The 23612-nt window shown below is 60.8% G+C and carries 23 protein-coding genes and 1 pseudogene; 4 read left to right on the top strand and 20 right to left on the bottom strand.

Features of this window, described 5'->3' with window-relative positions:
* Positions 1-2 precede the first annotated feature (2 nt).
* Genes ATY77_RS18225 through ATY77_RS18195 form a run of 7 tightly spaced genes read right to left on the bottom strand, consistent with a single transcriptional unit; the run spans position 3 to position 5120 of the window.
* Positions 3-236 (bottom strand): EexN family lipoprotein, encoded by a 234-nt coding sequence (locus ATY77_RS18225; RefSeq protein ID WP_088688460.1) that lies wholly within the window; start codon positions 234-236, stop codon positions 3-5.
* Positions 233-934, bottom strand: a complete 702-nt coding sequence (gene virB5 / locus ATY77_RS18220) for a P-type DNA transfer protein VirB5 (protein WP_190237658.1) — start codon at positions 932-934, stop codon at positions 233-235. Before virB5 ends, ATY77_RS18225 begins: the two co-directional genes overlap by 4 nt.
* Positions 931-3297, bottom strand: coding sequence for a VirB4 family type IV secretion system protein (locus ATY77_RS18215; RefSeq protein ID WP_088688459.1), 2367 nt, complete (start codon positions 3295-3297; stop codon positions 931-933). Before ATY77_RS18215 ends, virB5 begins: the two co-directional genes overlap by 4 nt.
* The gene (locus ATY77_RS18210; RefSeq protein ID WP_088688458.1) at positions 3290-3628 is read right to left on the bottom strand and encodes a type IV secretion system protein VirB3; all 339 of its coding nucleotides are present in this window, start codon (positions 3626-3628) and stop codon (positions 3290-3292) included. Before ATY77_RS18210 ends, ATY77_RS18215 begins: the two co-directional genes overlap by 8 nt.
* A gap of 5 nt (positions 3629-3633) precedes the next feature.
* Positions 3634-3933, bottom strand: a complete 300-nt coding sequence (locus tag ATY77_RS18205; protein WP_088688457.1) for a TrbC/VirB2 family protein — start codon at positions 3931-3933, stop codon at positions 3634-3636.
* Positions 3930-4580: a lytic transglycosylase domain-containing protein gene (locus ATY77_RS18200; protein WP_088688456.1), complete on the bottom strand. Its 651-nt coding sequence runs from the start codon at positions 4578-4580 to the stop codon at positions 3930-3932. The genes ATY77_RS18205 and ATY77_RS18200 overlap by 4 nt, the downstream gene beginning before the upstream one ends.
* Positions 4581-4583: 3 nt before the next feature.
* Positions 4584-5120: a hypothetical protein gene (locus ATY77_RS18195; RefSeq protein ID WP_088688455.1), complete on the bottom strand. Its 537-nt coding sequence runs from the start codon at positions 5118-5120 to the stop codon at positions 4584-4586.
* Between the two features lie 98 nt (positions 5121-5218).
* Between ATY77_RS18195 and ATY77_RS18190 the strand changes: the two genes are divergently transcribed.
* The gene (locus ATY77_RS18190; RefSeq protein ID WP_088688454.1) at positions 5219-5584 is read left to right on the top strand and encodes a MarR family transcriptional regulator; all 366 of its coding nucleotides are present in this window, start codon (positions 5219-5221) and stop codon (positions 5582-5584) included.
* Positions 5585-6078: 494 nt separating this feature from the next.
* On the opposite strand, the gene ATY77_RS32595 is transcribed toward ATY77_RS18190, so the two are convergent.
* The 3 genes and pseudogenes from ATY77_RS32595 to ATY77_RS18180 all read right to left on the bottom strand — a co-directional run bounded on the left by ATY77_RS32595 (position 6079) and on the right by ATY77_RS18180 (position 7067).
* Complete coding sequence (locus tag ATY77_RS32595; RefSeq protein WP_141103952.1) at positions 6079-6396, bottom strand: hypothetical protein; 318 nt, start codon at positions 6394-6396, stop codon at positions 6079-6081.
* A 28-nt stretch (positions 6397-6424) separates the two neighbouring features.
* Positions 6425-6688, bottom strand: a complete 264-nt coding sequence (locus tag ATY77_RS18185) for a hypothetical protein (protein WP_088688453.1) — start codon at positions 6686-6688, stop codon at positions 6425-6427.
* A gap of 85 nt (positions 6689-6773) precedes the next feature.
* Positions 6774-7067: pseudogene (locus tag ATY77_RS18180) on the bottom strand (type II toxin-antitoxin system RelB/DinJ family antitoxin).
* 861 nt (positions 7068-7928) lie between these two features.
* On the opposite strand from ATY77_RS18180, the gene ATY77_RS18175 reads away from it, so the two are divergent.
* A complete protein-coding gene (locus tag ATY77_RS18175) occupies positions 7929-8207 on the top strand; it encodes an HU family DNA-binding protein (RefSeq protein WP_088676189.1) in 279 nt (92 codons plus the stop codon).
* Positions 8208-8282: 75 nt separating this feature from the next.
* Here ATY77_RS18175 and ATY77_RS18170 read toward each other — a convergent pair whose 3' ends face one another.
* Positions 8283-8609: a hypothetical protein gene (locus ATY77_RS18170; RefSeq protein ID WP_088688452.1), complete on the bottom strand. Its 327-nt coding sequence runs from the start codon at positions 8607-8609 to the stop codon at positions 8283-8285.
* A gap of 62 nt (positions 8610-8671) precedes the next feature.
* A complete protein-coding gene (locus tag ATY77_RS18165; protein ID WP_088688451.1) occupies positions 8672-8995 on the bottom strand; it encodes a DUF736 family protein in 324 nt (107 codons plus the stop codon).
* Between the two features lie 708 nt (positions 8996-9703).
* Between ATY77_RS18165 and panD the strand changes: the two genes are divergently transcribed.
* On the top strand, positions 9704-10162 hold the full coding sequence (panD, locus tag ATY77_RS18160; RefSeq protein WP_088688450.1) for an aspartate 1-decarboxylase: 459 nt from the start codon (positions 9704-9706) through the stop codon (positions 10160-10162).
* Positions 10163-10223: 61 nt separating this feature from the next.
* On the opposite strand, the gene ATY77_RS18155 is transcribed toward panD, so the two are convergent.
* The 6 genes from ATY77_RS18155 to ATY77_RS18130 form a co-directional block, all read right to left on the bottom strand.
* Positions 10224-11159: a DUF2493 domain-containing protein gene (locus ATY77_RS18155; protein ID WP_088688449.1), complete on the bottom strand. Its 936-nt coding sequence runs from the start codon at positions 11157-11159 to the stop codon at positions 10224-10226.
* Between the two features lie 321 nt (positions 11160-11480).
* A complete protein-coding gene (locus ATY77_RS18150) occupies positions 11481-12518 on the bottom strand; it encodes a toprim domain-containing protein (protein ID WP_088688448.1) in 1038 nt (345 codons plus the stop codon).
* An 11-nt stretch (positions 12519-12529) separates the two neighbouring features.
* On the bottom strand, positions 12530-16945 hold the full coding sequence (locus tag ATY77_RS18145) for a strawberry notch family protein (RefSeq protein ID WP_088688447.1): 4416 nt from the start codon (positions 16943-16945) through the stop codon (positions 12530-12532).
* 372 nt (positions 16946-17317) lie between these two features.
* Positions 17318-18508, bottom strand: a complete 1191-nt coding sequence (locus ATY77_RS18140; protein ID WP_088688446.1) for a DUF932 domain-containing protein — start codon at positions 18506-18508, stop codon at positions 17318-17320.
* An 82-nt stretch (positions 18509-18590) separates the two neighbouring features.
* Positions 18591-19241 carry a hypothetical protein gene (locus tag ATY77_RS18135; RefSeq protein WP_088676180.1) on the bottom strand — a complete coding sequence of 217 codons (651 nt, stop codon included), beginning with the start codon at positions 19239-19241 and terminating at the stop codon, positions 18591-18593.
* 74 nt (positions 19242-19315) lie between these two features.
* Positions 19316-21433 (bottom strand): ParB/RepB/Spo0J family partition protein, encoded by a 2118-nt coding sequence (locus ATY77_RS18130; protein ID WP_088688445.1) that lies wholly within the window; start codon positions 21431-21433, stop codon positions 19316-19318.
* A gap of 171 nt (positions 21434-21604) precedes the next feature.
* Between ATY77_RS18130 and ATY77_RS18125 the strand changes: the two genes are divergently transcribed.
* Positions 21605-21820 carry a hypothetical protein gene (locus tag ATY77_RS18125; protein WP_088688444.1) on the top strand — a complete coding sequence of 72 codons (216 nt, stop codon included), beginning with the start codon at positions 21605-21607 and terminating at the stop codon, positions 21818-21820.
* Positions 21821-22040: 220 nt separating this feature from the next.
* On the opposite strand, the gene ATY77_RS18120 is transcribed toward ATY77_RS18125, so the two are convergent.
* Both ATY77_RS18120 and ATY77_RS18115 read right to left on the bottom strand, forming a co-directional pair.
* On the bottom strand, positions 22041-22595 hold the full coding sequence (locus tag ATY77_RS18120; RefSeq protein ID WP_088688443.1) for a hypothetical protein: 555 nt from the start codon (positions 22593-22595) through the stop codon (positions 22041-22043).
* Between the two features lie 131 nt (positions 22596-22726).
* Positions 22727-23389 (bottom strand): transcriptional regulator, encoded by a 663-nt coding sequence (locus ATY77_RS18115; protein WP_088688442.1) that lies wholly within the window; start codon positions 23387-23389, stop codon positions 22727-22729.
* Positions 23390-23612 lie beyond the last annotated feature (223 nt).

The raw sequence follows: 23612 nt of genomic DNA, 5'->3' as shown, positions 1-23612 counted from the left end.
GCTCAGCCCCCGAGCGACTTGCGCATGCGCTCCAGCCGCAGCTTGCCGTCCGCAGCCTCGGCGTTGCGGCAATTGGGCGTGTCTCGGAGTTCGCCGGGATTGTTGCGGCATTCGCCGATGATTTTCGCGAGCAGACCATCATCGGCCGCAAGTTCATCGACGGTGTAAGTCTTCTCCGTCTGCGGGGAGCAGGCCGCGAGGAAAACCATGGCCGCACCAGAAAGAAACCATCTCATTTGAGTGCTGCTCCCATCGTGTCCATGCGCTTGCGCCAATCTTCGGCCTTGCGTTGGTCATCGACCTGCAGCTGAGCCTGCTGAACCATCTGCAGGCCCTCCATGCGCAGGACATCGGTTTGCAGGAAGGCGGTCTCGGCCTGGAGACGAGCCTGCAGGTCGGCGATGTCCTTGGCATCGGCCGCACTGGAGATTTTCTGGCGAAGCTCGTCGATACCGTCGATGCGCTTGGTCGCTGCATCATAGATCTGCTGGCCGAGACTCATCTGGGCGGCGTTCTGGTTCTGGATGCGCGACAGCTCCTGCGCATAGAAATCGTCGGCATCGGTGCGGTAGCTGGAGTTGTCCTGAAGGAATTTCGAGGCGGAACTGCCGAAGACGCCGCTGCCGGAACCTTTGAACAGTCCCTCGATCGCGTTGAAATCCTGCGGCAGCGCCTTGCGGATCGAGGGATCGTTCAGCAGGTTGGCGACGTCAGCCATGTCGGTGATCTTGTTCAGCGATCCGTAGAGCTGCTGGGCCTGCTGGAGCTGCTGGTTCAAGGTGTCGAGCTGGGACTTCAGCTGCGTGATGCTCTCGATCTGCTTGGCGATCGACGTCTGATCGATGACCGGGATGCCCTGGGCCGGTGCCAGCACCGCCGAAGCCAAAAAAGCGGCCGATAGAAACAAGGACCGAATCGTTCCTGGGCGGATCATGCTGTCTTCCTTCTCTTGTGAAACACGGCAAGCCAGTCCTCCGGTCCCTCGCCGATCTCAGATCGGATCGAGTCGGCCAGTTCCACATTGGCCGTCCGGCCGGAGAGGATGGCGAGTTCGTCGTCGAAGCCGTTGAGGTTCAGCTCGGCGACGACGCTGTTGTGCCCCTGCTTGACGATGAACCGGCGGCTCTCGACGGAGAGCTCGCGTGAGACGAGCTCGAATTCGCGCTCGGTCAGCTTGAAGCCGTCAACATAGTCGGCGCGGTCGCCGCGCGGGTTCGGCAGAAAGACCTGAGTCGGGCACTGCTCGATGATCGTGTGGGCGATCGGCGAGACGATGGCGTCGCGCGGGCTCTGGGTCGCAAACAACATGAGACCGTTCTGCTTGCGGATCGTCTTGAGCTTGTTCTGGGCGAGATCACGAAAACCTTCGTCCTGTAGCGCCTTCCAGAATTCGTCGATGACGATGATGATGCGCCGCCCGTCAATCAACTGCTCGATGCGATAGAACAGGTAAGCCATCAACGGCGTGCGGATCTCCTCGTTGTCGAGGAAATCGGTCATGTCGTAGCCGATGAGCCTGGCGCCGATGCCGATATCGTCGGCTTCGTTGTCGAAGACCCAGCCAAGCGGCCCGCCCCTCTCCCACCGTCGGAGACGTGCTCCAATGCCCTCGGGATCGGTGTTGTTGAGGAAGGTGCGCAGGGCGCCGATGGAGCGACGCTCCACCGGCAGGTCCGCCACCCCGTCGACCGCCGAGGCGATGTCGCGCAACTCGATGATCGATAGTTCGCCAGATCCGGATCGGACCAGCTTGGCGATCCAACCGGTGAGGAATACTTTGTTTTCCGCCGTGAATTCCAGTGCTTTCAACGGCGCGCAGCCGGTGGAGACACCATTCCTCAGCGGTAGATAAGTACCGCCGGCTGCACGGACGAAGAGATCCGCGCCGCGGTCCTTGTCGAAGAAGACCATATGCGGATCGTGCTTTTCGAGCTGCGACAGCATGAAGTTCAACAGCACCGTCTTGCCCGTACCCGACGGGCCGCAGACGAAAGTGTTGCCGAGGTCGCCGTGGTGAAAGTTAAAATAGAAGGGTGAGCCAGACGCGGTCTTGAGCATGGCGACGGCCGGTCCCCACTCGTTGCCGTCCTTCTTGCCCGCCGGATAGGAATGATAGGGCGCCAGGGCTGCGAAGTTACGGGAGGTGATCGCGCCCGAGCGCGCCCGATAGCGGAAATTGCCCGGTAATTGCGCCCACCAGGCAGCCTCGAGCCCGAGATCCTCGCGGGCGACAACCGCGCCGCCACTGGTGAGGTAGGCGCGCGCCTTCGCCATGTGATCGGTCAGTTCCTTGACCGAGGGCGCGAAGACGGCAAGCGCAAGGTGATGCTCTCCGAGAACGAAGCGATTGGATTCAAGATCGTCCATCGCCTCGCCGAGTTCCTCGATCTGCGAGGCCGCCTTGTCGCCGGCGCTGACCATCTGGTTCTGCTTGCGGCCCATGATCGTGCGGGCATCGGCCTTTGAGGCGAAGGCGAAGGACTGCGTCAGGATGAGCTCGAAAGGTGCGGTCAGGATAGCGTCGAGCATGCCGCTGCGCGTGGTCGCCGGATACTCCTTGAAGCCGAACATGCCGGCATAGCGGCTGTCGGCCTCGTGACGGATCTCGACGGTCTCGCGCCCGAAAATCACCCGGTCGGAATAGATCGCCGAGGAAATTCGTCCCTCCGTCAACGGGATCGGTTCCCGCCGGCCGCCGACGATCTGGTGGAGCACTTCGCTCGGGCCAGAGAACAGGATGCCGTCCTGTTCATGAAGGGTGAGCAGCCGCGGCTCGAAGCGCTGCAGGCCGGCGACGACATCGGCCACGCGGTCACGCAGATGCTTCAGAGCCTGCCCGTCAAGCTCGGTATCGGATCGGTGCGCCTTGCGCAGCCGGGAGAGAAGTTTGGCTGCCTTTTCGGCGGGATCCCGGCCGGGATGCCAGACGAGGGTGAGATAGAGATCGTTGCGAAACAGGTCTTCGCCCACCATCCGCGCGCGGTATCTCGCATTCAGACCGTCGGAGAAGGGATTGGCGAAGCGTCCCTCGGGATAGGCATTGTCGCGGCGGCGCACGACATGCGTCCAGAGCGCCAGCCGCTCGTCGGCGATATTGCGATAGAGCGTGTTCAGGCTGCGGTGCAGGCCGTTGAGGTCCCTGATGTCTGATGTTTCGAAGGAAACGCCGTCGAGAGCGATCATGGTCATCAACGCTCGGGATTCGAGCGCAATGGTCGTCTCGTCGACATGCCTGACATAGGGAATGAAGGTCTCCGGCCCGAGCTCGCGCGACCGGAGCGTCGCAATGTTAGACAAAGCTGAGATCCCTTTCGTCATAACGCCGGGTGAGCGTCAGAGGCGAGAGCGTGGCGCCACCCCAATAGGCGGCATTGCGAGAGCGGCCACGGGTTTCGATCCACGCAATCAGGATCCGAAACATGTTGTGGTCGTGCTTGACGAGCGCGCGAAACAGGACATGAAAGACGATCCCGACCAGCGCGTAGGCGATCGATCCCGCGGTGATGTAGAGGATGGTCGTCAGCATGATGTTGGCGCCCATCGCCTCCATGGTCACGCCCGCGATCATTGCCGGGCGCGTGCAGGCGAGAAACAACGTGTCGTCTTCGAGACTCAGAGTGCTCGCCATGGCGCTCAATTCCCGACGATGGTGTTGACCAGCTCGGTGGCGCCGAAAATGCCGCCGATCCCGATGATCCAGAATCCGGCCCGCCTCAAATCCATGTAGCCGAACATCCACGCGATGCAGATGATGATGACGGCGATGACGGCCAGCAGGCGGGCGATATTGCCGGTCAGCATGTCGACGATGTTCTGCAAAACGGTTTCGATGCCGGCGGCTTGGGCGAAGGCTGGCTCGACCAGGCAGATGACAATGGCGCCCGCCATGAGCGTGGATGCGGCAAGGGGGCGAAGACGGGCTTTGGAGATCATTCACTTTGCTCCGATCGATCATTCGGAAAAACGAGAACCGAGGATTGCCGCCCTGAGCTGAAAACATCCCAGGATACGGCCTCGGCGGTTTGGGAGGATTGTTTCGCAAGCGCCGGCGGCGCCTCATCTTGCGTCGGCCCGGCCCGACCATCGGGCTCGCCAATCTCAAGGGAGGCAAGCATCGGCGATAACCGCTTTGCTTCCTGGCGCACCTGCTCGTCATATCTGACCATGGCGCCGAGGGATGGATCATCGCGGCCATAGTAGGATTGGAGCATCAGGCTTTCGGCCTTAGCCGGATCCCCCTCACGTAATGCGGCGCGGTAGTATCCGTCGAGAAGCGTGGCCGTGGCCTTGAGGCTCAGGCAGGGATCAAAGGCGTCGGCGACGGATAGCTTCAGTTTTTGAAGCTCCTCTATCGAGATACCGCCGAGCCCGATCTGGATATCCTGGTGGCCGGCAATCAGAGACGTGGCGACCTCGATCGCCTCCGCCTTCGACCCGGGTTGGGCGGCGAGTGGCGGACCGCTGTTGATGCGAATGGCGAAAGGCTGAAAACGGCTCTCGAGGCTTATGATGCCTGCCAGCGTCTCGACGTGCGCCATCGGCGCGCAGGTTTGCGCGATATCGACGAAAGAAGCAGCCATCGATCAGTACCAGACCCTTTGCGTGCCTGCGCCGTCGATGGTGACATCGACATAGTGCGGCTGCGATCGCACATTCGGACGCGTTATCGGATAGCCCATGCATTGGCGCCGTCCGTCCACGCGCTGCCAATGTGGCGACAGCACCGAATTGTTGTGGGTGTAGTCTTCCTCGTCATTTGAGCAGAGGCTGTTGCTCACCGGCTGCAGCGACGTCGACACGCAGGTCGTTTCCTGCCCGCGCGGACCATAATCGCTCGTCAGTCTGTACCCGGCATCGCAATAATAGGGTTCATAACCCGGCCGCGAACTCTGAAAACCGACGCCGCTGCAGGTCGGGAACGAGTGGCCCTCGGCAAGCGCCTGCCACAGTTTCTGGATCGGCGGCCGGCATTCGCCATATTGGGTCGGCCCGCCGGGATTGGAAAGGCATAGGATAACCTGGCATCCCCAATCTTCGGCCCGCGCTTTACTGCCGGAAATAAGATAGGGTGGCGCGACGAAGCAGACCGCGAGCAGTGAATTCAGGAGAAGGCTTTTCATGAACAGGATCCTTCGAGACCACGGCGCCCTATTGCGTTTCGGGAGATCCAATCGGACTTCCCAGGCTCATACTGCCGTATATAGCACAGTTAAATGACATGACAAGCGCGATTAAAACGCAATGGCACAACCTTGCCTTCTCCGGCCTCATTCTTCATGAGATCCTCGATCATCCGCTGGCGGACGAAACCCCGCAGGCGAGACTGAAGCAGATCGGCATGATGACGATCCTCTATACGATGACCCAGGCCCACCAGAAACTAACCCTCTCGAATATCATCGAGATTACCGAGCTGACGCGAAGCGGCGTGAAGGAGACGGTCGACCTTTTGGTAAAGCGGGGAATGCTTTTAGAGACGATGGGGAAGAACTCCATGGGCCGGGGAACGGCGCGGCAATTCGAGATCTCTGGGGAGCTCCTGAGCAAGCTGAGTTCCTTTCGCGCCAGCCAGGAGGCCGGTTAAACTGACTGATTTTCGATGCTTCATGGGCCGAGATGCGAATCATCTGGCAGTCCCGATCGTATGGCTGCCGGCAGTGATCAGGGATAATGGGGCAACCCGCCCGCAGGCGGGTTACAATCAAACAATGAAGAGTATCGGAGAAATCAGCATAGCGGCGCCGTCAGGCGGATTTCGGGAATTCTCGCCACGCTAAGGGCGGAACAAGGGCAGCCGCAGGAGCCTCAGCATAGCGGCCGGCAGGGAGGCGGAACCGACTGCCCCCGCCCGTGCGTTCCGTTTATCTGCAAAGGTGTTTCGCACGCGGTAGTCTACGCCGCGCAAAAGCACGCTTCCTGAAGACAGGCGTTAATGACGATTTTGACAAGGCTGGAGCCCCACCCCGTTGTGGCCCGATCGAAAGTCGCCATCTGCATTTCGGAAGTTCGCCGAAGGTTTGGGACGACGCCCGGGTCATAGGCTCTGAGCCGGCTGCCGAACAGCAAAGGCTGTTACGATTATGTCGACAGAGACACGCCATCAGCCGCCAGCTTTCTCTCCAACTCCTTGTAGGCCGAGATAAGAGCGGCGATATTTTCAGGATTGCAGGCCGCAATAAACTCGCGATTTGCAGCAGCTTGATCGTAGCTGATTTCCGAAGAGTGCGATCTTACGTCGGCGATCGCCTTAAAATTTATGTCCTGATAGGTTGTTGTCGTGGCAACACATCCACCCCCATAACTTTCAGAACCCTTAGATCCACGACCGTACCATGGTCCTGGAGTCGCGCTTTCAATAACGCGCTCTATTGCGGCGATGATTTCCGTAACATTCATTTTCGTATCGGTTCCATTTCCAACCGACCTATTGACAGTAGGTCGTGAGCACATGCGATCGATGATTGTCCTTTAGCCGCTGAACGGCAAGGCGCTCCGCTTCGGCTATCGCGGCTGCTTTGGTTTTGAAGGGGCCGATATCATGCTCTTCAGTGTCGGGTAGCCATTCCGCAAGGAACCACCACCCGCCTGGGCGGTAGCTGACACTGCTTCTCACCGAACCGACGCCCTGGGCGAAGAACCAGCCGGAGTCGATTCCATCCTGTTTCCACGAGATGCTTTGATCTGTCACGGCACACTCCAAGCTCGCTCTTTTGTCGGGGATATTTTATCGACTCGGTTTGACCGGGGCAATAATTCGTCTTCAGCAAAACCATTTAAGCTCGGGCACGGCGCTTCCTGTCGATCAATGCTTGTGCCTCGTCCATGACCTGCCGATGCGGCACGCCTAGTCGAGTATCGACCAGCGCCTCGCGCACCTTGGCACGGAACCATTCGTCGTGCGCTTCGGGGCGGTCGTCAGAGCGACTGGCAGGACGCCCTCCTTGGCGACGCGGGTTAGGAACATCTGCACGGCATCCGAGACGGATAGGCCGAAACAGTGTTTCGGTGGCATCGGCCTTGAGCTTGTCGTCTACTCGAACGTGCAGCATGGATGTGTGTGCGGCCATCGCAGTTTCTCCTGACCTCTACGTTCATGTGTGTATCTCGATTGAGACACATTCAAGGAACTGCCATCCGTTGTCTTGGTTCGGGTAAAGTGTCGCCGCGGCGGCATTCTTGCTGAATTATGTAGCATTGCCACAAGATTTCGAAGCAATGATTGAGGAGATCGAGACAGGAAGGACTGCAAAGGTACAAGGCTGATTTTGCAACTGTGTTCAAGGTCTTCGGTCGCAGTAACGTGAAGGTTTGCGAGCCGTGATCGATGGACATTTTTGTCAATGCTTGGCTCTAGCAACATACCACTCCGCTGACTTCCTATCGACCATTCCGCTGACTATCTATCGACCATTCTGCTGAACTTTTGATTGACGCATTCTCCTTTTCGTTTCTGACGAAAGGAGCCCACGCAGTCCTTGACGCCGGAGTGGCGGGTGCACAATAGGACGTCAGAGAAGAAGAGCACCGCGGTGCCGGCAGGCGCCGCGACCGTATCCGGCGATCAGCCGGCCATATGGATGAGGCGCCGTTTCGACATGAGGCGTCGACATCGCTTCTTGGCCCGCGAGATGGATCGTGACCGGAGGCGGAGACCGCAAAGCGGGCTCCGGGAGTGGCGCGAAGCGACACGAGTAGAGCCAGACCGCCATGACACCCTCGGAGGGACTAAGCAGACAACCAACCTCTCGTGTGGCACCGATAATTGTCGGGGGCGGCGGACACTGTCGTGGCTCTCAGAACGCGGAGTGCTGCGCTCGATCAGAAGCTGTGGAAATCCAGCGCTTTGAACGTCGTACTCACTCTTCACCGATGACAGGACGAAAATCGCCTGTCACGGATTCCATATCAATCACGATGCGGAGACTGACATGACCACCACCAATGAAATCGCCGACAAGATCGCTACTGAGCACAACCTGACCAAGGCGCAAGGTAAGGCAATCGTCGAGGCTGTGATCGCCTCGATTACCGAGGCTGCCGTCGCCGGAAACGAAACCTCGCTGCCCGGCTTCGGCAAGTTCAAGGTCAAGGACACGCCGGAGCGGGAAGCGCGCAATCCCGCGACCGGCGCAACGATCAAGGTCGCCGCGGCGAAGAAGCTGGCCTTCACGCCGGCCAAGGCCCTGAAGGATGCCCTCAACAAGTAGGCCAACTGGGCGAATAAGAGGAAGCCCGGCCTCCAGCAGAGGTCGGGCTTTCGTGTTTTGCGCAACTAGCGCCGATTAGTGAGTTTGAGGCTGCAAATCCTGGACAATGCTATCAGGCACCGGGCAGATCGCCTCTCGGGCATAGTCGTCGAGCAGCCGGCATAGCGTGCCAGATGCGATCGGAACGAAGTCGTAACCCAGAGCGATCGCGGCTGCGCGGAGATCGGACAGGGTTTCAAACGCCCGGATATTAGTACCGAGCCAGAGCGCCAGGTTCTCACCCTCGCTGTCGGCGAAGGCCTGGAGAAAGAACGTCTGTAGCGGGCGGTCGTATCCGATGACGGCATCGGGATCGGCATGGCGTAATGCGGTTCTGGTGACGGTGATCGTATAGCGGCTCATCGCCATCTCCTCGGATTAGGTGGATGGGAGAGGCCGATCCATTTCGGGACCGGCCACCTCGCTCAGGCCGGGTTGTTCCACAGGATGACCTTGCGATTTGCCTCGCCGCCGGGAGCGGGTGCGAGATTGCCGAAGATGACGCCGATCTCGGGCGCTTCGAGCTTGACGGAGAGATATTCTTCACCGGTCTGGCGGGCGATGCGGTTCCAGCCTGCGCCGATTTCGAAGCCGGTCTTGCGGTGGATGATGCGGTAATCCGGAGCTTCTTCGCTAGCCTTGTTGACATTGGGGATAATGGCGATCAAGGCATTGACCCGGATGGTGGCGAAGACGCCTTCGAGACTGCCATCGGTCTTCTGCGTCAGGGTTGCGATCGTGGTAGCCATGGTAATTCTCCTTCGGTTGCTCGGGACCATTCCCGATGGCGCCCGGAGAAGGGGGCGAGCCGCAGGCGTCACCGGAGCGTCAGCGCAGGGGAACCCCTTGCGGGTTGACGCTGATTGCGGCCGGTCCCTTAGAAAGGCGACATAGAGAAGGGAATGGTTTCGAAGCCTCCGACGGAGGAAGCGCCCTTAAGGCTCGACCGCACCTCGATGCAGCCACCAGGAGCCCGTCACCGTCGTTGAGGAATCCGGGCTGCCGCCGTCTCGCGCGCCCCCTGCGTAACGGCTCGCTTCCAAGCCCGATCGCCTCAATGGCGCGAGCCGTCCTGAGATTGTTTAGCGGGTAAACCGTGACACTCGTCTGCGGCGATGGGTGAAGGCAGAACGTCAGCCACGAACGCAGCCGCACCAAAAGGCACCGTAAAGGCGATTGTCCGGAGTCGGTTCGTGCCCGGGATTAACGCTTCCTCTGAAACAATACCCAGACTACAAAAGCCTTCCGATCGGAGGGCGCGCCGCCAGCAGGACTTTGATGGCTTCTTCGCAATTATCGATCAGGACGAGCGCGTCAGTCCCTGCAAGCCGTGGCCCACGAAGTGGGTGGCGGTTTCCACATACCGCTCGACGGAGCCGGGGCATCGCAGCAAACTTCTTTTGTCGATTTCAAGTTTCCTCTAATAAAGCCGTCGTTGAAATTTGAGGCGAGGGAACATGCGAAAATTGGTGGCTGGCAAATTGCACGGCATCTACGTGACAGAGGCAAATCTCAACTATCATGGCTCGATTACTCTGGATCCCGATCACTGTGAAGAAGCGGGCATACTCCCGATGGAGTTCGTCGAGATCTGGAACAAAAATTCGGGAGCCAGAATCTCGACGTACGTCATCCTGGGCGAGCGAGGCTCCCGGTGCTGCATTCTCAACGGTGCGGCTGCCCGCACCTGCCAGCCCGGGGACCAAATTATCATCTGCAACTCGATCTATCTCGACGAGAACCGGATCACATCGCTGAAGCCGAAGATCCTAACCTTTGATGAGAACAACCACATCCAGGATCGAATGAGTTACTCCGTGTCAATCGACGACGAAGGAAGGCATTCCTTCGAAATCCTTGACGATGCGAATGCTGCACTTCCTATCCCGCTTCTTGTCACCAAGCCATCCACTTAGCCATCCAATTGCCACCGTCGACCGATCGCTCTTCTGTCCACCGTATGGGCGACAAGGCGGCCTAATCGCCGCCTGCCTGCCAGACCGGAATGCCGAGCCGGCGCGCCTTGTCGGCGAGGTTGCCGGTGATGCCGTTACCAGGGAAGACGATCAGGCCGGCCGGCATGACGGACAGCATCTCGTCGTTGCGGCGGAACGGAGCAGCCTTGGCGTGTTTGGTCCAATTCGGCTTGAAGGAGATCTGTGTCACCTTTCGGGCTTCTGCCCAGCAGGCGGCGATGCGCTCGGCGCCCTTAGGCGAGCCGCCGTGGAGCAGGACCATGTCGGGATGCTTGGCATAGGCCTGATCGAGCTTCGCCCAGATGCGATCGTGGTCGTTATAGTCCATCCCGCCTGCGAAGGCGATCTTGGTGCCGGGCGGGATCAGCACTTCGGTCTCGGCGCGCCGCCGGGCAGACAGGAAATCACGGCTATCGATCATCGCCGCGGTCATGTTGGCGTGGCTGATTTTCGAGCCGGTGCGCGGCCGCCAGGCGGAACCGGTTTGCGCCTCGAAGAGGTCAGCGGCGAAGTCGCGCATGAACTCGAAGCTGTTGCGGCGCTCCAGCATTGTAATGCCTTCGGCGATCAGGCGTTCGAGTTCGACGCTTTTGACTTCGGAGCCGTCCTGTTCGCGTTGACCGCTGCGCTGCGCCTCCTCGTTGCGGTCGAGCTCACGCTGGATGCGCTCGCCGGCACGGTGGAAGAGATTGACGGTCGACCAGAAGAGGTCCTCGAGATCAGGTTCGAGCCGCGTGTCGCCGAGCATCTCGAACAGGGCGTCAAAGATCGTGGTCAGCGACCCCTGGACGGCCGGTTCTTCAGGGAGCGGGCGAGGATCGGGCTCGTCCTGGAAAGGGCGGTACCCGTGCAGTTGCATCTCGTAGATGAAGCGGTCGGTCGGGGAGGATGCGTGCTGCGGCTCGGGGGCCTCGTTGAAGGATGGAAAAAGGTTCATGTCGATCTCCGTCGGTTTTTCGCCGCGCCTCTCGCGGCCTGACGGCGATCCCTGTCCACGTGGGACCGGGCCGGAACCGCGGCGGATCGCGCCGCGGCCCAGCGAAGCGCCGGGCGGCGGAGGGAGGGTTTCTTGGCTCGCGAGGAGCCGCGGCAAAGCCGCTGCGGGGAAGAAACCTGAGCGACCCGCTGAAGGTCAGGGCACCGCGTGGTATGGGTCGCCTCTCGGCAGGCTGGCGGGTGCGGGCAAACATGGAGAACCATGACGCCGCGTCCATCAGAATCCGACCTGACGCCACTTCGCGCCCTCGCCTGGCCGGTGTTACGCAGCAGGTAGAAACGCAGCGGCGTCTTCGGGTATAAGCTGCCGACGAAGGTTCGCCGTCAACCGGTCCGGTCCCAGCCTGCGCAGATCCTCGTTGAAATCGCCGAGTTCGGGCGCGAGCACGAGCGGCAGGATGCCGATTGATCGAGCCGCCTGGCTCAGCCTTTCGATCCCGTGCCGGCCGGCCGCATCCGCATCCGCAGCGATATAGAAGCGTAAGACGCTTGTCGGCGCCCGGAAGGCCGCAAGGTGGTTGGCAGTGAGCGCCGCCACCATCGGCATTCCCGGCATGACATGCGACAGCGACAGCATGGTTTCGAGGCCCTCACCTGCCGCCATCACCGACACGGGTGCATCGGCTGGCACGTTGAAACGCACTGCATTGCCGAGCAGGCTGCCCAATGCTCGCCTGGGATCCTCGACCTTCGCCTTGCCGTCACCGTTCGGGTCGAGCCAGGTCCGATGCACCCCGGTGATCGCACCGCTTGGACTTGTGACAGCAGCAATCAGGGCCGGATAGCGCGCGATATCGCCCGTGAGCAGATCGCGGTAATAGCAGGAAGGGTGGAAACGGAGACTGGCGTGCTCCGATCCGCGCAAGATCGCGCGCTGTCGCAGGTAGCTATCGGCAAGTGTGCCGCTGAGCGGCTGCCCCATCGCAAAAAGCCGCCGTGCCCGCGCGGATGCTGGGCGGTTGGTTCGGCCTGTGGCGCTGGTTGCTTGATATGCCGACGCTCCCTCCGTTTTCGGCAGGCGCAGGAATTGCCGCGCCTCGCTCGCGACATCGCGAAAATCGATCAGGCCGCAGCTCTCACGAACAAGATCAAGGAGATCGCCGTATTGACCGGTGGCGGCATCGGTCCAGCGACCGACCCGTGGGCCGGCCAGATGAACATAGAGCGACCGCCCCTTGTTGTTGCAGGTATCGCCGACGATCCAGTAGTTGCCATATCGCCGGCCGGCCGAAAGATAATGACGACACACCGCTTCGGCATCACGCGCGAGACGGGCAGCCAGTTCGGAGGCGGATGCCATGATCACCTCCCTCAGCTTCGGCTCGAGAGCTCGAGCAGCCAATGACGCTCGATCAGCCTATTGAGGATCGACGGTCCTTCCTCCGTCACGGGCAAGAAGAACCGCGTTTTCCAGGCAATGATTTCAGAGAAAAGTCCGATGGCTTTCAACCAGTCGCGCATGCCATCGCTGAAGCCGGCGAGTTCGATCCGGTGGTCATTCATCACCCGGACGCGACGCAGGCTGAGATCGCCGGCAAGCACGGCCACCGATGATCCGCCGATGAGCGAGGCCCAAGCCTGTGCGGCTGATATCGTCTGGGCCTGATCCACACCGAGATTACGGCAAAGCGCGGAAAGCACCGACGTGGCGATGACGCGACCCACGATGCGCTCGCCGTCATCCGTCTCCAATCGATAGACGCGGCGATAATCCTGCGGCAGCAGGCGCCAGATCGGCAGAAGCAAACCGCTGACGATGTGCAGCGTCGAGACGGAGAATTCCGGCAGATTATTTATCTCGGCTATCCAGGCCTTCTCGAAGCTCCTCAGGTCGGCCGCTTCCCAGTTGGTCTCTTCCAGTTGACGGACTTCGAAGCGCAACTCATCGAGCGGCCGGAGCAAAGAGACGCGCGGCTGGATCGAGCCATCGTCGAGCATGATCGACAGCGTCGGCACCATGACTGCGGCGCGGCCGGACTTGCCGTTGATCATCAGCGTTGCGCGTGGATCCTGCTGCACCAAAGCCTGGACATCGGCGAGCGACATCGGCTGGTTGCGGCGCTTCTCTTCGATCGTCAGCAGATGCGACTGCGCGCCGTTGGCATGGGTGTAGATCGTCCGCCGATCGGTCAGCTTCATGCTGTCGGCGGTGATCGTCTCCAGACCCTTGTCATAGACTCCCGCCGCAATGGCGCCCTCGATCCGTGCGGTCAGCAATTGCTCGAAAGCATCGAACAACAGGTTCTGCATTGCGATCGTCAGCGCCAGCATTCGATTAAGAAATGTCTGGATTGGCGGCAGGTCGTCCTTCAGGCCGCCTTCATCCGACGTCAGCGATAGACCAGTCACCGCCTCGAATTGGCTGAGCGAGCATCCACCGATCTGGCCGGCGTAAAGCAGCCCGTAGAACTGCCGGAGCGCATCGCGGGAATATTGGGATTCGAGATTATCCTCGCTGCGAAACATGCCCTGTCCGCCGGTCTGGCGCTGGCCGCGGGTGATGGCGCCAAGTGTGTCGAGCCGCCGGGCGATGGTGGAGAGAAAGCGCCGTTCGGCCTTGACGTTGGTGGTGACAGGGCGAAACAGGGGCGGCTGCTTCTGATTGGTGCGATGGCTGCGACCGAGCCCCTGGATCGCCACGTCGGCGCGCCAGCCGGCCTCAAGCAAATAATGAACTCGCAGGCGCTGGTTCTTGGCCGTCAGTTCCGCGTGATAGGAGCGACCAGTGCCCCCCGCGTCCGAAAAGATCAGGATGCGCTTCTGGTCCTCCATGAAGGCTCGGGTTTCGTCGAGGTTGGCCAAGCCCGGCCGGTTTTCGACAGCATAGCGGCTGATCGATCCGCTATCCTTGCGGACGATGCGGCGTGAGCGGCCGGTGATCTCCGCCACCATCTCAGTCCCGAAACGCTGGACGATCTGATCGAGGGCAGTCGAGACCGCCGCAAGGCTACCCAGCTTTTCGATCAGTTCGTCACGGCGCTGGACGGCCTCGCGGCATAGAACCGGTTGCCCGCTGGCATCGTAGACGGGTCGTGAACTGAGATTGCCGTCGCCATCGGAGAATTCCTCGAATAGTTGGACGGGAAACGAATGCGCGAGATAGCCGAGCACATATTCGCGCGGGGTGACGTCGACCTGAATGTCGTTCCATTCCGATGTCGGGATCTGCGCCAGCCGGCGTTCGGTGAGCGCCTCGCCGGTCGAGACAATCTGGATGATCGCCGCATGTCCCGCCTTCAGATCATCCTCGACGGACTTCAACAGCGATGGTGTCTTCATCGAGATCAGCAGATGATTGAAGAAGCGCTGCTTCGAGCTCTCGAAGGCCGAGCGGGCCGCCGCCTTGGCGTTGCGGTTCAACGTGCCGGTCGCGCCGATGATCCCAGCCGCCTGCATTGCGGCATCGAGATGATTGTGGATGACCTGGAATGCTTCCGCATAGGCATCGTAGATGCGGATCTGCTCGTCGGTCAGGCGATGTTCGACGATGTCGTATTCGACACCCTCGAAGGAGAGCGAGCGGGAGGCGTAGAGTCCAAGCGCCTTCAGATCGCGGGCAAGCACTTCCATGGCGGCGACGCCGCCGTCCTCGATCGCGGCGATGAATTCCGAACGGGTGGGAAACGGGAAGTCGGCGCCGCCCCAGAGACCGAGCCGTTCGGCATAGGCGAGAGACTCGACATCCGTGGCACCGGTGGCCGAGACGTAGACGACGCGGGCATCGGGAAGCGCGCGTTGCAGTCGAAGCCCTGCCCTTCCCTGCTGCGAGGCGGCCTTGTCGCCGCGATCGGTCTTGCCGCCGGCAGCATTGGCCATGGCATGGCCTTCGTCGAAAACGATCACGCCATCAAAGCGCATTTCGTTCCCTGTCGCGGCTTCGCCATTCCCCGCCTCTTGGCCCAACCAATCGACGATCTGCTGAACGCGTGAGTCTTTTCCCTCGCGCTCGTTGCTGCGGAGCGTCGCGAAGGTGACGAACAGGATTCCCTCCTGCAGTTGGATCGGCCGTCCCTGACGAAAGCGCGAGAGCGGCGTCACCAGCAGCTTTTCTTGACCGAGCGCACTCCAGTCGCGTTGGGCGTCCTCGATCAGCTTGTCGGATTTCGAGATCCAGACGTGCCGGCGCCTTCCCTTCAGCCAGTTGTCGAGGATGATGCCGGCGACTTGCCGACCTTTGCCCGCGCCGGTACCGTCGCCGAGGAACCAACCACGACGGAAACGTACCGCACTTTGGTCTTCGTCCCTCGCCGCTTTGAGATTGTCCCACGACGTATCGACCGTCCAGTTGCCGGCGAGATGGCCGCTATGGGCTTCCCCCGCATAGATGACGCTTTCCAACTGAGCATCTGAAAGTGCGCCGCTCTCGACGATGAAGCGCGGCAGATGCGGACGATAGCCCGGCTGCGGCGGTGCGACCGATGCCATCGCCATCGACTCGACCAGCCGATCCGGATGCGGTTTGGCATTCGGGATACGGATCGTCTGCAGGCGGTAAGGTTCGTAGACAACGTCGACGCCAATTTTCGGTTCAGCTCGAACGTCGGTGTCAACCAGCTCGTAGGCAAGCTCGACGATGTCATTCGCAGCTGTGGCGGCGCTGGTCTCGACCTTCGGAGCAATAGGCTTTGGTGACCTATCCCGATTCCGAGTATCGAGAACCGAATATGCTTTTATCGCAGCGGTTTGAGCAACCGCCGGCGAGGACGACAATGCCGCACGCGGCGGGAGGTCGCCGATCCATTCCAGCAGCGTTTCGACATCCGGCGCCATGCTCCGGGAGGCGATCACCCGCGCCGGATCAGGTGCCGGAACTTTATCGATGACAGTGAGGCGCGTTTCCTCCGTAGTGCCATGGCGAGCGTAAATACGGCCATCGATGGCGGCACTGAAGATTACCGTCCCCTGGGTTTGAAGTCGGACGAAGGGCTCGCGCCATCTGCCGTTGTCAGGAGATAACGACGAAGCCGTGATCGTCAACAGACGACCGCCGGGCGCAAGGCGCGCAAGAGCCGAAGAGAGATGACGCCAGGCGGCGTCAGCGACTCTGCCTTCGACATGGACACCGGCCGAAAAGGGCGGGTTCATCAGCACTACGGTCGGTCGTACCGCGTCATCAAGATAGTCGTCGATGTGAGCCGCATCGTGCCTGCTGACCACCCTCTTGGAGAACAGCTCTTGCAGCACGTCTGCACGGAGGTCGCCGATTTCGTTGAGAGCGAGATGGGCGCGCGCAAGCTCGGCGAAGATTGCAAGCATCCCCGTCCCGGCCGAGGGCTCGAGAACAAGGTCGTCGGCCTTGATCGCTGCGGCCCGTGCAGCGACAAAAGCCAGGGGAAGCGGGGTTGAAAGCTGCTGCAGCGCCTGACTCTCTTCCGACCGCCGGCTGTGGGTCGGCAGGAGCTTTGCAACTTTCGTCAGCATCGCGAGCGCCAATTGCGGCGCATTGCAACGGGCCGCGATTGCTGTGCCGAACTTACGCAGGAACAAGACCTGAGCGACTTCGGCCGCTTCATAGGCGTCTTTCCAAAGCCAGAAGCCCGCCGCATCGCTGCCACCGAAAACGTCGGTCATAACAGTGCGCAGGTCGGCAGAGCCGACGGGCCGACCCTGCTCAAGAAAAGCAAGCAGCCCATTGGCGGCATTGAGGATAGAGCCGCCTCGGCTGCCGTGAGGTATGGAAACAATCGAGGGTGTGGCCGCGTCGGCGACTAGAGACGAGATGGTCATGGAGAACCCATCGAGAGCGAGGAAAGGATCGGCCCGGTCGAGCGCTCTCTAAACCCGCCAGGCCAACCCTTTCCGGCCCCTCTCTCCCTCTCTGATCGCCGTCGAGAGAGACGGACGCCTGTCAGCGGCAACCAGCAGCCGGAAGCACGCATCCGACCGACTGCCGGGTCCCAAAATTCATGCCAGCCAGTCCCAAGCAACAGGTATTTGACTTTCCAATTATCATAATCGACAGCTCCAATTTCAGGGACCGGAGCGGCAAGGGTCGCGATATTTGGATTGCATATCCGAAATCAAAAAAGCCCGGCACAAAGGCCGGGCGCATGGTGGGATGGAAAGTTTCGGAGATGCGATCTCGCGGTCGCATTCCGATCAGGAGACACTTTCAAGCAGCTTCTTCGCCTTGCCTTCGAGTTCCAGGCGCGTGTCCTGGTTGGTCTTGGTGCGCGCCAGTGCGGTAATACCCTGCACGAAGTCGAAGACTGATTCCGGCGGACGCCCTTCTTCCGACAAGACCATCTCGATCACCTTGCCGGTTTCCCCCTTCGAGAAGCCGCGACGGCGCAGGAAGGTCTCGCGATCCTCGTCCTTACGCGCGACGATCCGCTCACGCGCCGCCTTGATGCCGGCCACGAACGGCGCCGGTGAGGAATTGGCGAAACTGGTCAACGCGGGAGCTGCTTCATGCGCGAAACGCTGGGCGGCGAACTTGGAATGCCGGATGGTGATCTCTTCGAAGTTTTCCGTGCCCCAGAGGTTGCGATTGGCACAAACGGCGCGAAGGTAGAAGGAAGCGATGCCGAGCGTCTTTGACCCGACTTCACTATTCCAGGCATAAAAGCCACGGAAATAAAGATCCGGTTCGCCGTTTGGCAACCGTCCGGCTTCGATTGGATGGGTGTCGTCGACCAGAAACAGGAACACGTCGCGGTCACTGGCGTAGAGCGTCGTCGTGTCCTTGGTGATGTCGACGAAGGGATTGTGCGTCATCGTCGCCCAATCGAGCACGCCGGGCACCTTCCACATCGTATCGCCTGTGCCATTGCCGGCGATCTTCATCACCGCCGAGACGAGTTCATGATCCCAGATGCGGCCGTATTCCGGCCCGGTGACGGCCCGGAGTTCGAGCCGGCCATCGTCCATCTCGAGTGTTTTCACCAGCTCGGCACGGTGATTGAGCAGGCCGTGCTGAAGGTTGATGGCGGCAAGCGGCGCCGGCAGTTGGCGCATATAGGTGGCGGGCGCGCCGACCAGGCCGCAGAGCTGGCCGTAGCTCCAATGGGTCGGCGCGATCGGCTGGCGCTGGCCGGGAACAAGGAGTTCGAGCCCCTCGGCGTTGTCGCGCGTGGCCTCGACGCGGATAGCGGCACTCTCGATCGTTCGCGCCTGCGCCCGGTCGGCACGGGAGCGAACGGTATCGTAGAGCTCGGTCAATGAGAGGAACCGTTCGTCGTCGGGGCGCGTAAACCATTCCGACGAAACGCGGCCGATCCGTTCGCCGCGGGAAATATCGACTTTGAAGCCGGAAGTGGTGGGCCGAGGGCTGGAGCTGGGGATGTTCATTGGACTATCTCCTGAAAAGCAAAGAGCCCGGCGCAATGTCCGGGCTGGGGTGAAGGGATATGAAGCGCTGATTGGGTCAGTGTCAGCGGAGGCGCAGGTGCGCTGCCCGGATCGCCGTCAGCGCGGCCTGGAATTCGGCATTGCCGACGACGTCAGAAAAGTCCGTCGTCGTTGCGATGGATACACATGCCTCGTGGATTTCGTCATCGCTGACCGCCTCGGTCGAAAGCCCACCGAAACTGTGATCGACCTCGAGAACGGCGGTAATGGCGTCGCGAACCCGATCTTCCTGCAGCCGGGCGAGAACGTGGACAGGCTTTGGCGGGTCGACAGGTTCGTCAGGATCCGGACTTCCCGCGAGAATGGCTTCTCCCCGCGCGATCTCCCAAGCTGAACGGGCAAGCCAATCGAGCGATGGTTCACGCGCTGCATGGGCATCGTCGAGGAAGATCTTCAAGAGACCAAGCAAAATTTCGAAATGGCGGGCTCGACGTTGGACCGCTTCATCGAATTGCGGCGGCACCGGGATCGAAGCGCCGGTATAGGCAGCGTGCGTTCCCTTCCAGACGCCGGTGACGTGGACTTCGCGGGAGGAATCCTGGTCCTTCTCGGAGATCTCCCAGTTGTCGTCTTCGATTGCAGCACGGCAAGCCGCCTCCAGCGTTTCGGCGGCATAGGTGCGATGCCGGAACACCGGCAAGTGATAGGTGGTTTCGATCGTAAAATCGGGCATTGAACTCTCCTGAAAACAGATGCGGCCCGGTCTCCTTGCGGAGCCGGGCCGTCGGTTGAGTCTGGTGAATGGGATTATTCGGCCGCGTCGAGATGCTGGCGTTCGTCGATCTCGTCGGTGGACGTGGAGACATCATCGATATCGTCGGTGAGGAAAGCCGGCAGGTCGCGGGCCGGTGCATCGACCGTCCCGCCATCGGCGATCTCCCCGGCTTCGACAGTCGCCGGCTCGACCGACGCGCTGTCCGTGACAAGCCGGAGCGGTTCCGGCAGCCAATCGCTGCCGGTCATCAGCCGCTCTGCCTCGCGGGCCATGTCGGTCTTCTTGAGATGGCCGATCAGCTCCGCCGGCTGATCGCCCTTCGCCTCGCGGACCGCCTGCAGGATGCGGGCCTTGGTGACGCGGCCAAGGTAGTTGTCAGTGGTCGGTGTCCATCCTGCCTCGACCATCCCGAAACCGATCGATCGGGCCAGTTGATCGGCATGTGCGACTGCGCGGGTCCGCTTGTTCCAGGGCTCGATCACCGCGTTGACCGCCAGCGAGGCGCAATGGGCAAACAGTGCCTGGCGGCTGACCTCGTCGAGTGCGATCAGAAACGCCCAGAGGTCGTTCGGATCCTTGGGCAGATCCTGACCCCAGGCTTCCTGCCGCTGGTCGATTTCCTTTGCCCATACCGTGTCGGCAAGTCCTTCGGTCTGGCTGAACCTGGCGCTCTGCAGGGTCACCTCCAGGCATGAATCCGAGCCGTAGAGATAGAAGGTCTTCAGCACGAAGGCATGCAGTACGGCAATGAAGGCCATGACCGGATCGTTGGCGAGCGCGTTACGCAGCGCGATGGTCCGCACGGCCGTCAGATCGAGAACCAGGCGATCAGGGAGGGGCTTAATCATCTCGTCCTCGTCTTCCAGCTGATCGCCGCTGCTGGCCGATCCGTCGGTGACCAATGGACCGCCGTCAAAATCGACGCTTCCCGCGCCGTCAGCATCGGGGGTATCGACCTCGGCTTGCTGCTCGTCTTCTGGCCGTACGAAGCCCCGTTCGATCTTGAGCTCGCCGCCGGCGCCCAGCGAAACAAAAACGCCGCCGCGAGCAACCTCCTCGACATCGAAGACATACGGCCGATCATTGAGCCGGTCGAGCTCCGCACCGAGTTCTTCGAGCTTCTGTTCCGTCGACTCCGAGTGTTCGCTCGCCGCGGCATAGTCCCCATCGAGCTTATCGTACTCGGCCCTTGTGGCATCATAGCGAGCGAGCTCCTCCTCGGTCATCTCGGCCTGTTCGCCATAGAAGCGACGCAGCCCTGATGTATGGCCATAGGGGAAATCGAAGGCGACCTCGATCCATTTCCAGCCCTCGGCCTCTTGGATCGCGTCGGCGTCGACCTTGAGCTTTTCGAGCGCGAGCTGCTCCAGCACCGCCGGATCCTGCAGCCATCCGCCCTGATCCTGCTCGAAGAGATCGCGCATCACCACGCCACCGGCGGCCTCGTAGACGTCGATGCCGACATAGACGGCGCGGCGGTCGCTGGCGCGGATGGCCGTTTCCGTCAGCAGGCGCCGGATATAGTATGGCTCGCGGCTATGCGACCGCGAGATCGTATCCCAGACCTGTTCCTGACGGACATGATCGTTGGTGATCGAGAACGCCATGATCTGCTCGAGCTTCATTTCGTCTTCTGCGTAGAAGTCGAGAAGCCGCGGCGAGACGGATGCAAGCCGCAGGCGCTGCCTCACGGTGGCGACCGAGACGAAGAAGCGCGCGGCAATCTCCTCCTCGCCGAGCCCCTGCTCCCGCAGCGTCTGGAAGGCGCGGAACTGATCGAGCGGATGCAGGCCGACGCGCTGGACGTTTTCGGCAAGAGAATCCTCAACTTCAAGCGTCTCGCCGCTGCTGACAATGCAGGGAACACCGGCCGTCTTGGCAAGCCGCTTTTGCGATACCAGCCGTTCAAGGGCGCGATACCGGCGCCCGCCGGCCGGGATCCGGTAGATACCGGTTTCCTTGCCCTCTGCATCGACTTCCGGACGCACGTTTAGGCTGGTCAGAAGACCGCGATGGGCGATGTCCTCCGCCAGATCTTCGATCGACACACTCGCCTTGATCTTGCGGACGTTTTGCTGGCTCAGCACGAGCTTGTTGAAGGGGATGTCGCGGGCTGAACTGAGGGTGATTTTCGGGGTGGCTTGTGCCATGTCGTTTCTCCATGACGGACCGGACGGAGACTCTCTCCAACCCTCTCAATCCGTCACAGCTCCCCTTCCCTCCTCTTCCTCTTTGCAACCGCGCCACCTGCGAACCCGCCCTTGATCCGCGCCGAGCCCTCCCCATATTGCGGCCGTCACTTGTGAAGGGGTCATTCGAGCATGCATCAGTTTCTGGAAACGACGTTTGGGCCGGAGGAGCTGAACATCCTGGACAATGTGCTCGAGGCGTGGAGGTCGCAGCGCGGTTTTCCTAAAGACAGTCCAGATGTCGAGCTTGCCGCAGCTGTAATGCTCAACCTGTTTCGCGAAGGAAACCGAACGGTCGAAACGTTGAAGGCAGCTGCGTCTCAGCATAGGGCGCTGTCAGATCTATGACGGCGATCCGCTGGTGACGTGAAGGTAAACAGACCCGACGCTTCGCGGCGTTGCAGGCCTAGTCGCAGGTGTCAGCGCAATTTATCCGTCGATCCCACTCGGAGCTGCGGTGACCCCGGCCAGCATCAATGTCGGTAGCTGGACGCTATGGAAGGCGCTAGTGTAACAAGTTGCCCAGTCAAGAGACTGGCACCAGTTGGTGCGATGGAGAATGACACGTTCAGCGTTCGAACCGCGCCAGCATTCTCTTTAGTTGTGCATTTTGCAGCCGAAGCTTGCGCGCCAATTGCTCACGGAGCAGCGTGATCTCTTCATCGAGGCTGATCGCATCGTCAGAAACGGCGCGAACGCCTGGAGAGGGTGGCGGAACAACTTCACTCCTTGCCGCTGTCTTCCCCCGCTTGCTAGGCTTTCGCTTTGCACCATCGCCAGCCTGGGAGGCTTTTCGTGGGTCGCGTGCGACCGTAGCAACGTCATCGGATATAGCCGGGTCAGCTGCCTCTACGTGCTTGGCATCTTCGCTATCCGCTGTGCCGTGGGCACTGCTTGCCGTTTGGGGATGATTCAGGGCCGCTGACACGGCGCCCAATTGACCGTCAGCGACCGGCTTCTCGTCGGCCGGCGATTCCCCGGTGGTCAAGCCGTTGTCGGCCGTTTCAGTCGGAGTGGCGATGGCCAACAGGTCCGGCTTCACGTCATCGGTCGAGCCGTGTTCTTGTCTCTGCTGACGTCGCGGCGACACCAGCCGGGCAAGAAGTTTCCATGGAGACGCCATTTTAGTCGACCTCGTATTTTTCCCCGCATGCAGGCAGCGGGCAAAAACGTTGGCGGCAGGACTAACCGCCGCCAATATGCTCGTCTCGATAAGCATGAGAATGCGGCCAGCGCTTGACCAGCCGCGAGCTATCAACCGAGGTTGAGCCGCTTTCGCAGATCGGCATTTTCAGCTCGGAGTTTCTCGGCCAGAAGCTTTCGCAGTCTTTGGTTTTCCTCTTCCAGCTGCAGAAGATCGGCAAACTCATCTACGGCCGCCACCGACGGTGCAGTCACCGCCTGTACAACCTTCGGAGCACGTTTGACACGCGCACGTTTGGCGCTCGTCGCACCTTCGTCAGCCTGTGCCTTGGGTCCTCTCTTTCGCCTTCCAGCTGCGGCATTCGAAGCCGCTGCCGGTTGCGCGGAAACTGCTGCCGAGGCGGTCTCAGGCGCCGCCTTCCTGGCGCGAGGTTTGCGCTCCTTCTTGAGGACATCGGGCGCCGCTGCGGCCGGCGTGTCAGCATCACTCATCGTATTGTTTTCGTCGGCCATTCTGGTCTCCTGTAAAGCCGACCCATTTGTCTCCTGCTCTATAGGTAGTGTCAACAGCCCCGAGGCCTGGTCTTCGCCGGTCAAAGCCTTTTCGCTGCCGCCGGTCTGAGGTGCGCCCGGTAGTAATGGCATTGCCTCGTCGCGCAGTTCCTGCGCAACGGACTTAAGATCCATGTTTCCCCAGATTGAATTCGGATTGGAATTTGCTTTTCGCCGACCAGATCTGTATTCGACGGCAAAGCTGCGCTGGACTCTTTTCACTTTGATGGCCTTGGATGTCTGCGTTGAAGTTCGGCGATGCACTCAGCATCGCAGCAGGTTCTGCAGATAGCGACTATCGCATTGGCGGCCCACAATCCATAGCGACACGAAATTCACAATTGGGCATCCATTGAGATCCTCCCTGATATCCCGCATGGCCGCCGATTCGGGCGTTCAGCTTCGTTAGTACGAAAAGGCGTTAATTTTTCGCGCGTGAGCAAAC

The organism is Rhizobium sp. R634 (assembly GCF_002211305.1).
Taxonomy (GTDB): domain Bacteria; phylum Pseudomonadota; class Alphaproteobacteria; order Rhizobiales; family Rhizobiaceae; genus Rhizobium.
The sequence above is the reverse complement of the archived record's forward strand: the minus strand, read 5'-3'. Positions and strand labels throughout refer to the sequence as shown.

What these genes read in the sequence shown, in the direction of transcription:
- ATY77_RS18225 (WP_088688460.1), bottom strand. Translation starts at nt 236, where the DNA reads ATGAGATGGTTTCTTTCTGGTGCGGCCATGGTTTTCCTCGCGGCCTGC.
- virB5 (WP_190237658.1), bottom strand. Translation starts at nt 934, where the DNA reads ATGATCCGCCCAGGAACGATTCGGTCCTTGTTTCTATCGGCCGCTTTT.
- ATY77_RS18210 (WP_088688458.1), bottom strand. Translation starts at nt 3,628, where the DNA reads ATGGCGAGCACTCTGAGTCTCGAAGACGACACGTTGTTTCTCGCCTGC.
- ATY77_RS18205 (WP_088688457.1), bottom strand. Translation starts at nt 3,933, where the DNA reads ATGATCTCCAAAGCCCGTCTTCGCCCCCTTGCCGCATCCACGCTCATG.
- ATY77_RS18200 (WP_088688456.1), bottom strand. Translation starts at nt 4,580, where the DNA reads ATGGCTGCTTCTTTCGTCGATATCGCGCAAACCTGCGCGCCGATGGCG.
- ATY77_RS18195 (WP_088688455.1), bottom strand. Translation starts at nt 5,120, where the DNA reads ATGAAAAGCCTTCTCCTGAATTCACTGCTCGCGGTCTGCTTCGTCGCG.
- ATY77_RS18190 (WP_088688454.1), top strand. Translation starts at nt 5,219, where the DNA reads ATGACAAGCGCGATTAAAACGCAATGGCACAACCTTGCCTTCTCCGGC.
- ATY77_RS32595 (WP_141103952.1), bottom strand. Translation starts at nt 6,396, where the DNA reads ATGAATGTTACGGAAATCATCGCCGCAATAGAGCGCGTTATTGAAAGC.
- ATY77_RS18175 (WP_088676189.1), top strand. Translation starts at nt 7,929, where the DNA reads ATGACCACCACCAATGAAATCGCCGACAAGATCGCTACTGAGCACAAC.
- ATY77_RS18170 (WP_088688452.1), bottom strand. Translation starts at nt 8,609, where the DNA reads ATGAGCCGCTATACGATCACCGTCACCAGAACCGCATTACGCCATGCC.
- ATY77_RS18165 (WP_088688451.1), bottom strand. Translation starts at nt 8,995, where the DNA reads ATGGCTACCACGATCGCAACCCTGACGCAGAAGACCGATGGCAGTCTC.
- panD (WP_088688450.1), top strand. Translation starts at nt 9,704, where the DNA reads ATGCGAAAATTGGTGGCTGGCAAATTGCACGGCATCTACGTGACAGAG.
- ATY77_RS18155 (WP_088688449.1), bottom strand. Translation starts at nt 11,159, where the DNA reads ATGAACCTTTTTCCATCCTTCAACGAGGCCCCCGAGCCGCAGCACGCA.
- ATY77_RS18150 (WP_088688448.1), bottom strand. Translation starts at nt 12,518, where the DNA reads ATGGCATCCGCCTCCGAACTGGCTGCCCGTCTCGCGCGTGATGCCGAA.
- ATY77_RS18145 (WP_088688447.1), bottom strand. Translation starts at nt 16,945, where the DNA reads ATGACCATCTCGTCTCTAGTCGCCGACGCGGCCACACCCTCGATTGTT.
- ATY77_RS18140 (WP_088688446.1), bottom strand. Translation starts at nt 18,508, where the DNA reads ATGAACATCCCCAGCTCCAGCCCTCGGCCCACCACTTCCGGCTTCAAA.
- ATY77_RS18135 (WP_088676180.1), bottom strand. Translation starts at nt 19,241, where the DNA reads ATGCCCGATTTTACGATCGAAACCACCTATCACTTGCCGGTGTTCCGG.
- ATY77_RS18130 (WP_088688445.1), bottom strand. Translation starts at nt 21,433, where the DNA reads ATGGCACAAGCCACCCCGAAAATCACCCTCAGTTCAGCCCGCGACATC.
- ATY77_RS18125 (WP_088688444.1), top strand. Translation starts at nt 21,605, where the DNA reads ATGCATCAGTTTCTGGAAACGACGTTTGGGCCGGAGGAGCTGAACATC.
- ATY77_RS18120 (WP_088688443.1), bottom strand. Translation starts at nt 22,595, where the DNA reads ATGGCGTCTCCATGGAAACTTCTTGCCCGGCTGGTGTCGCCGCGACGT.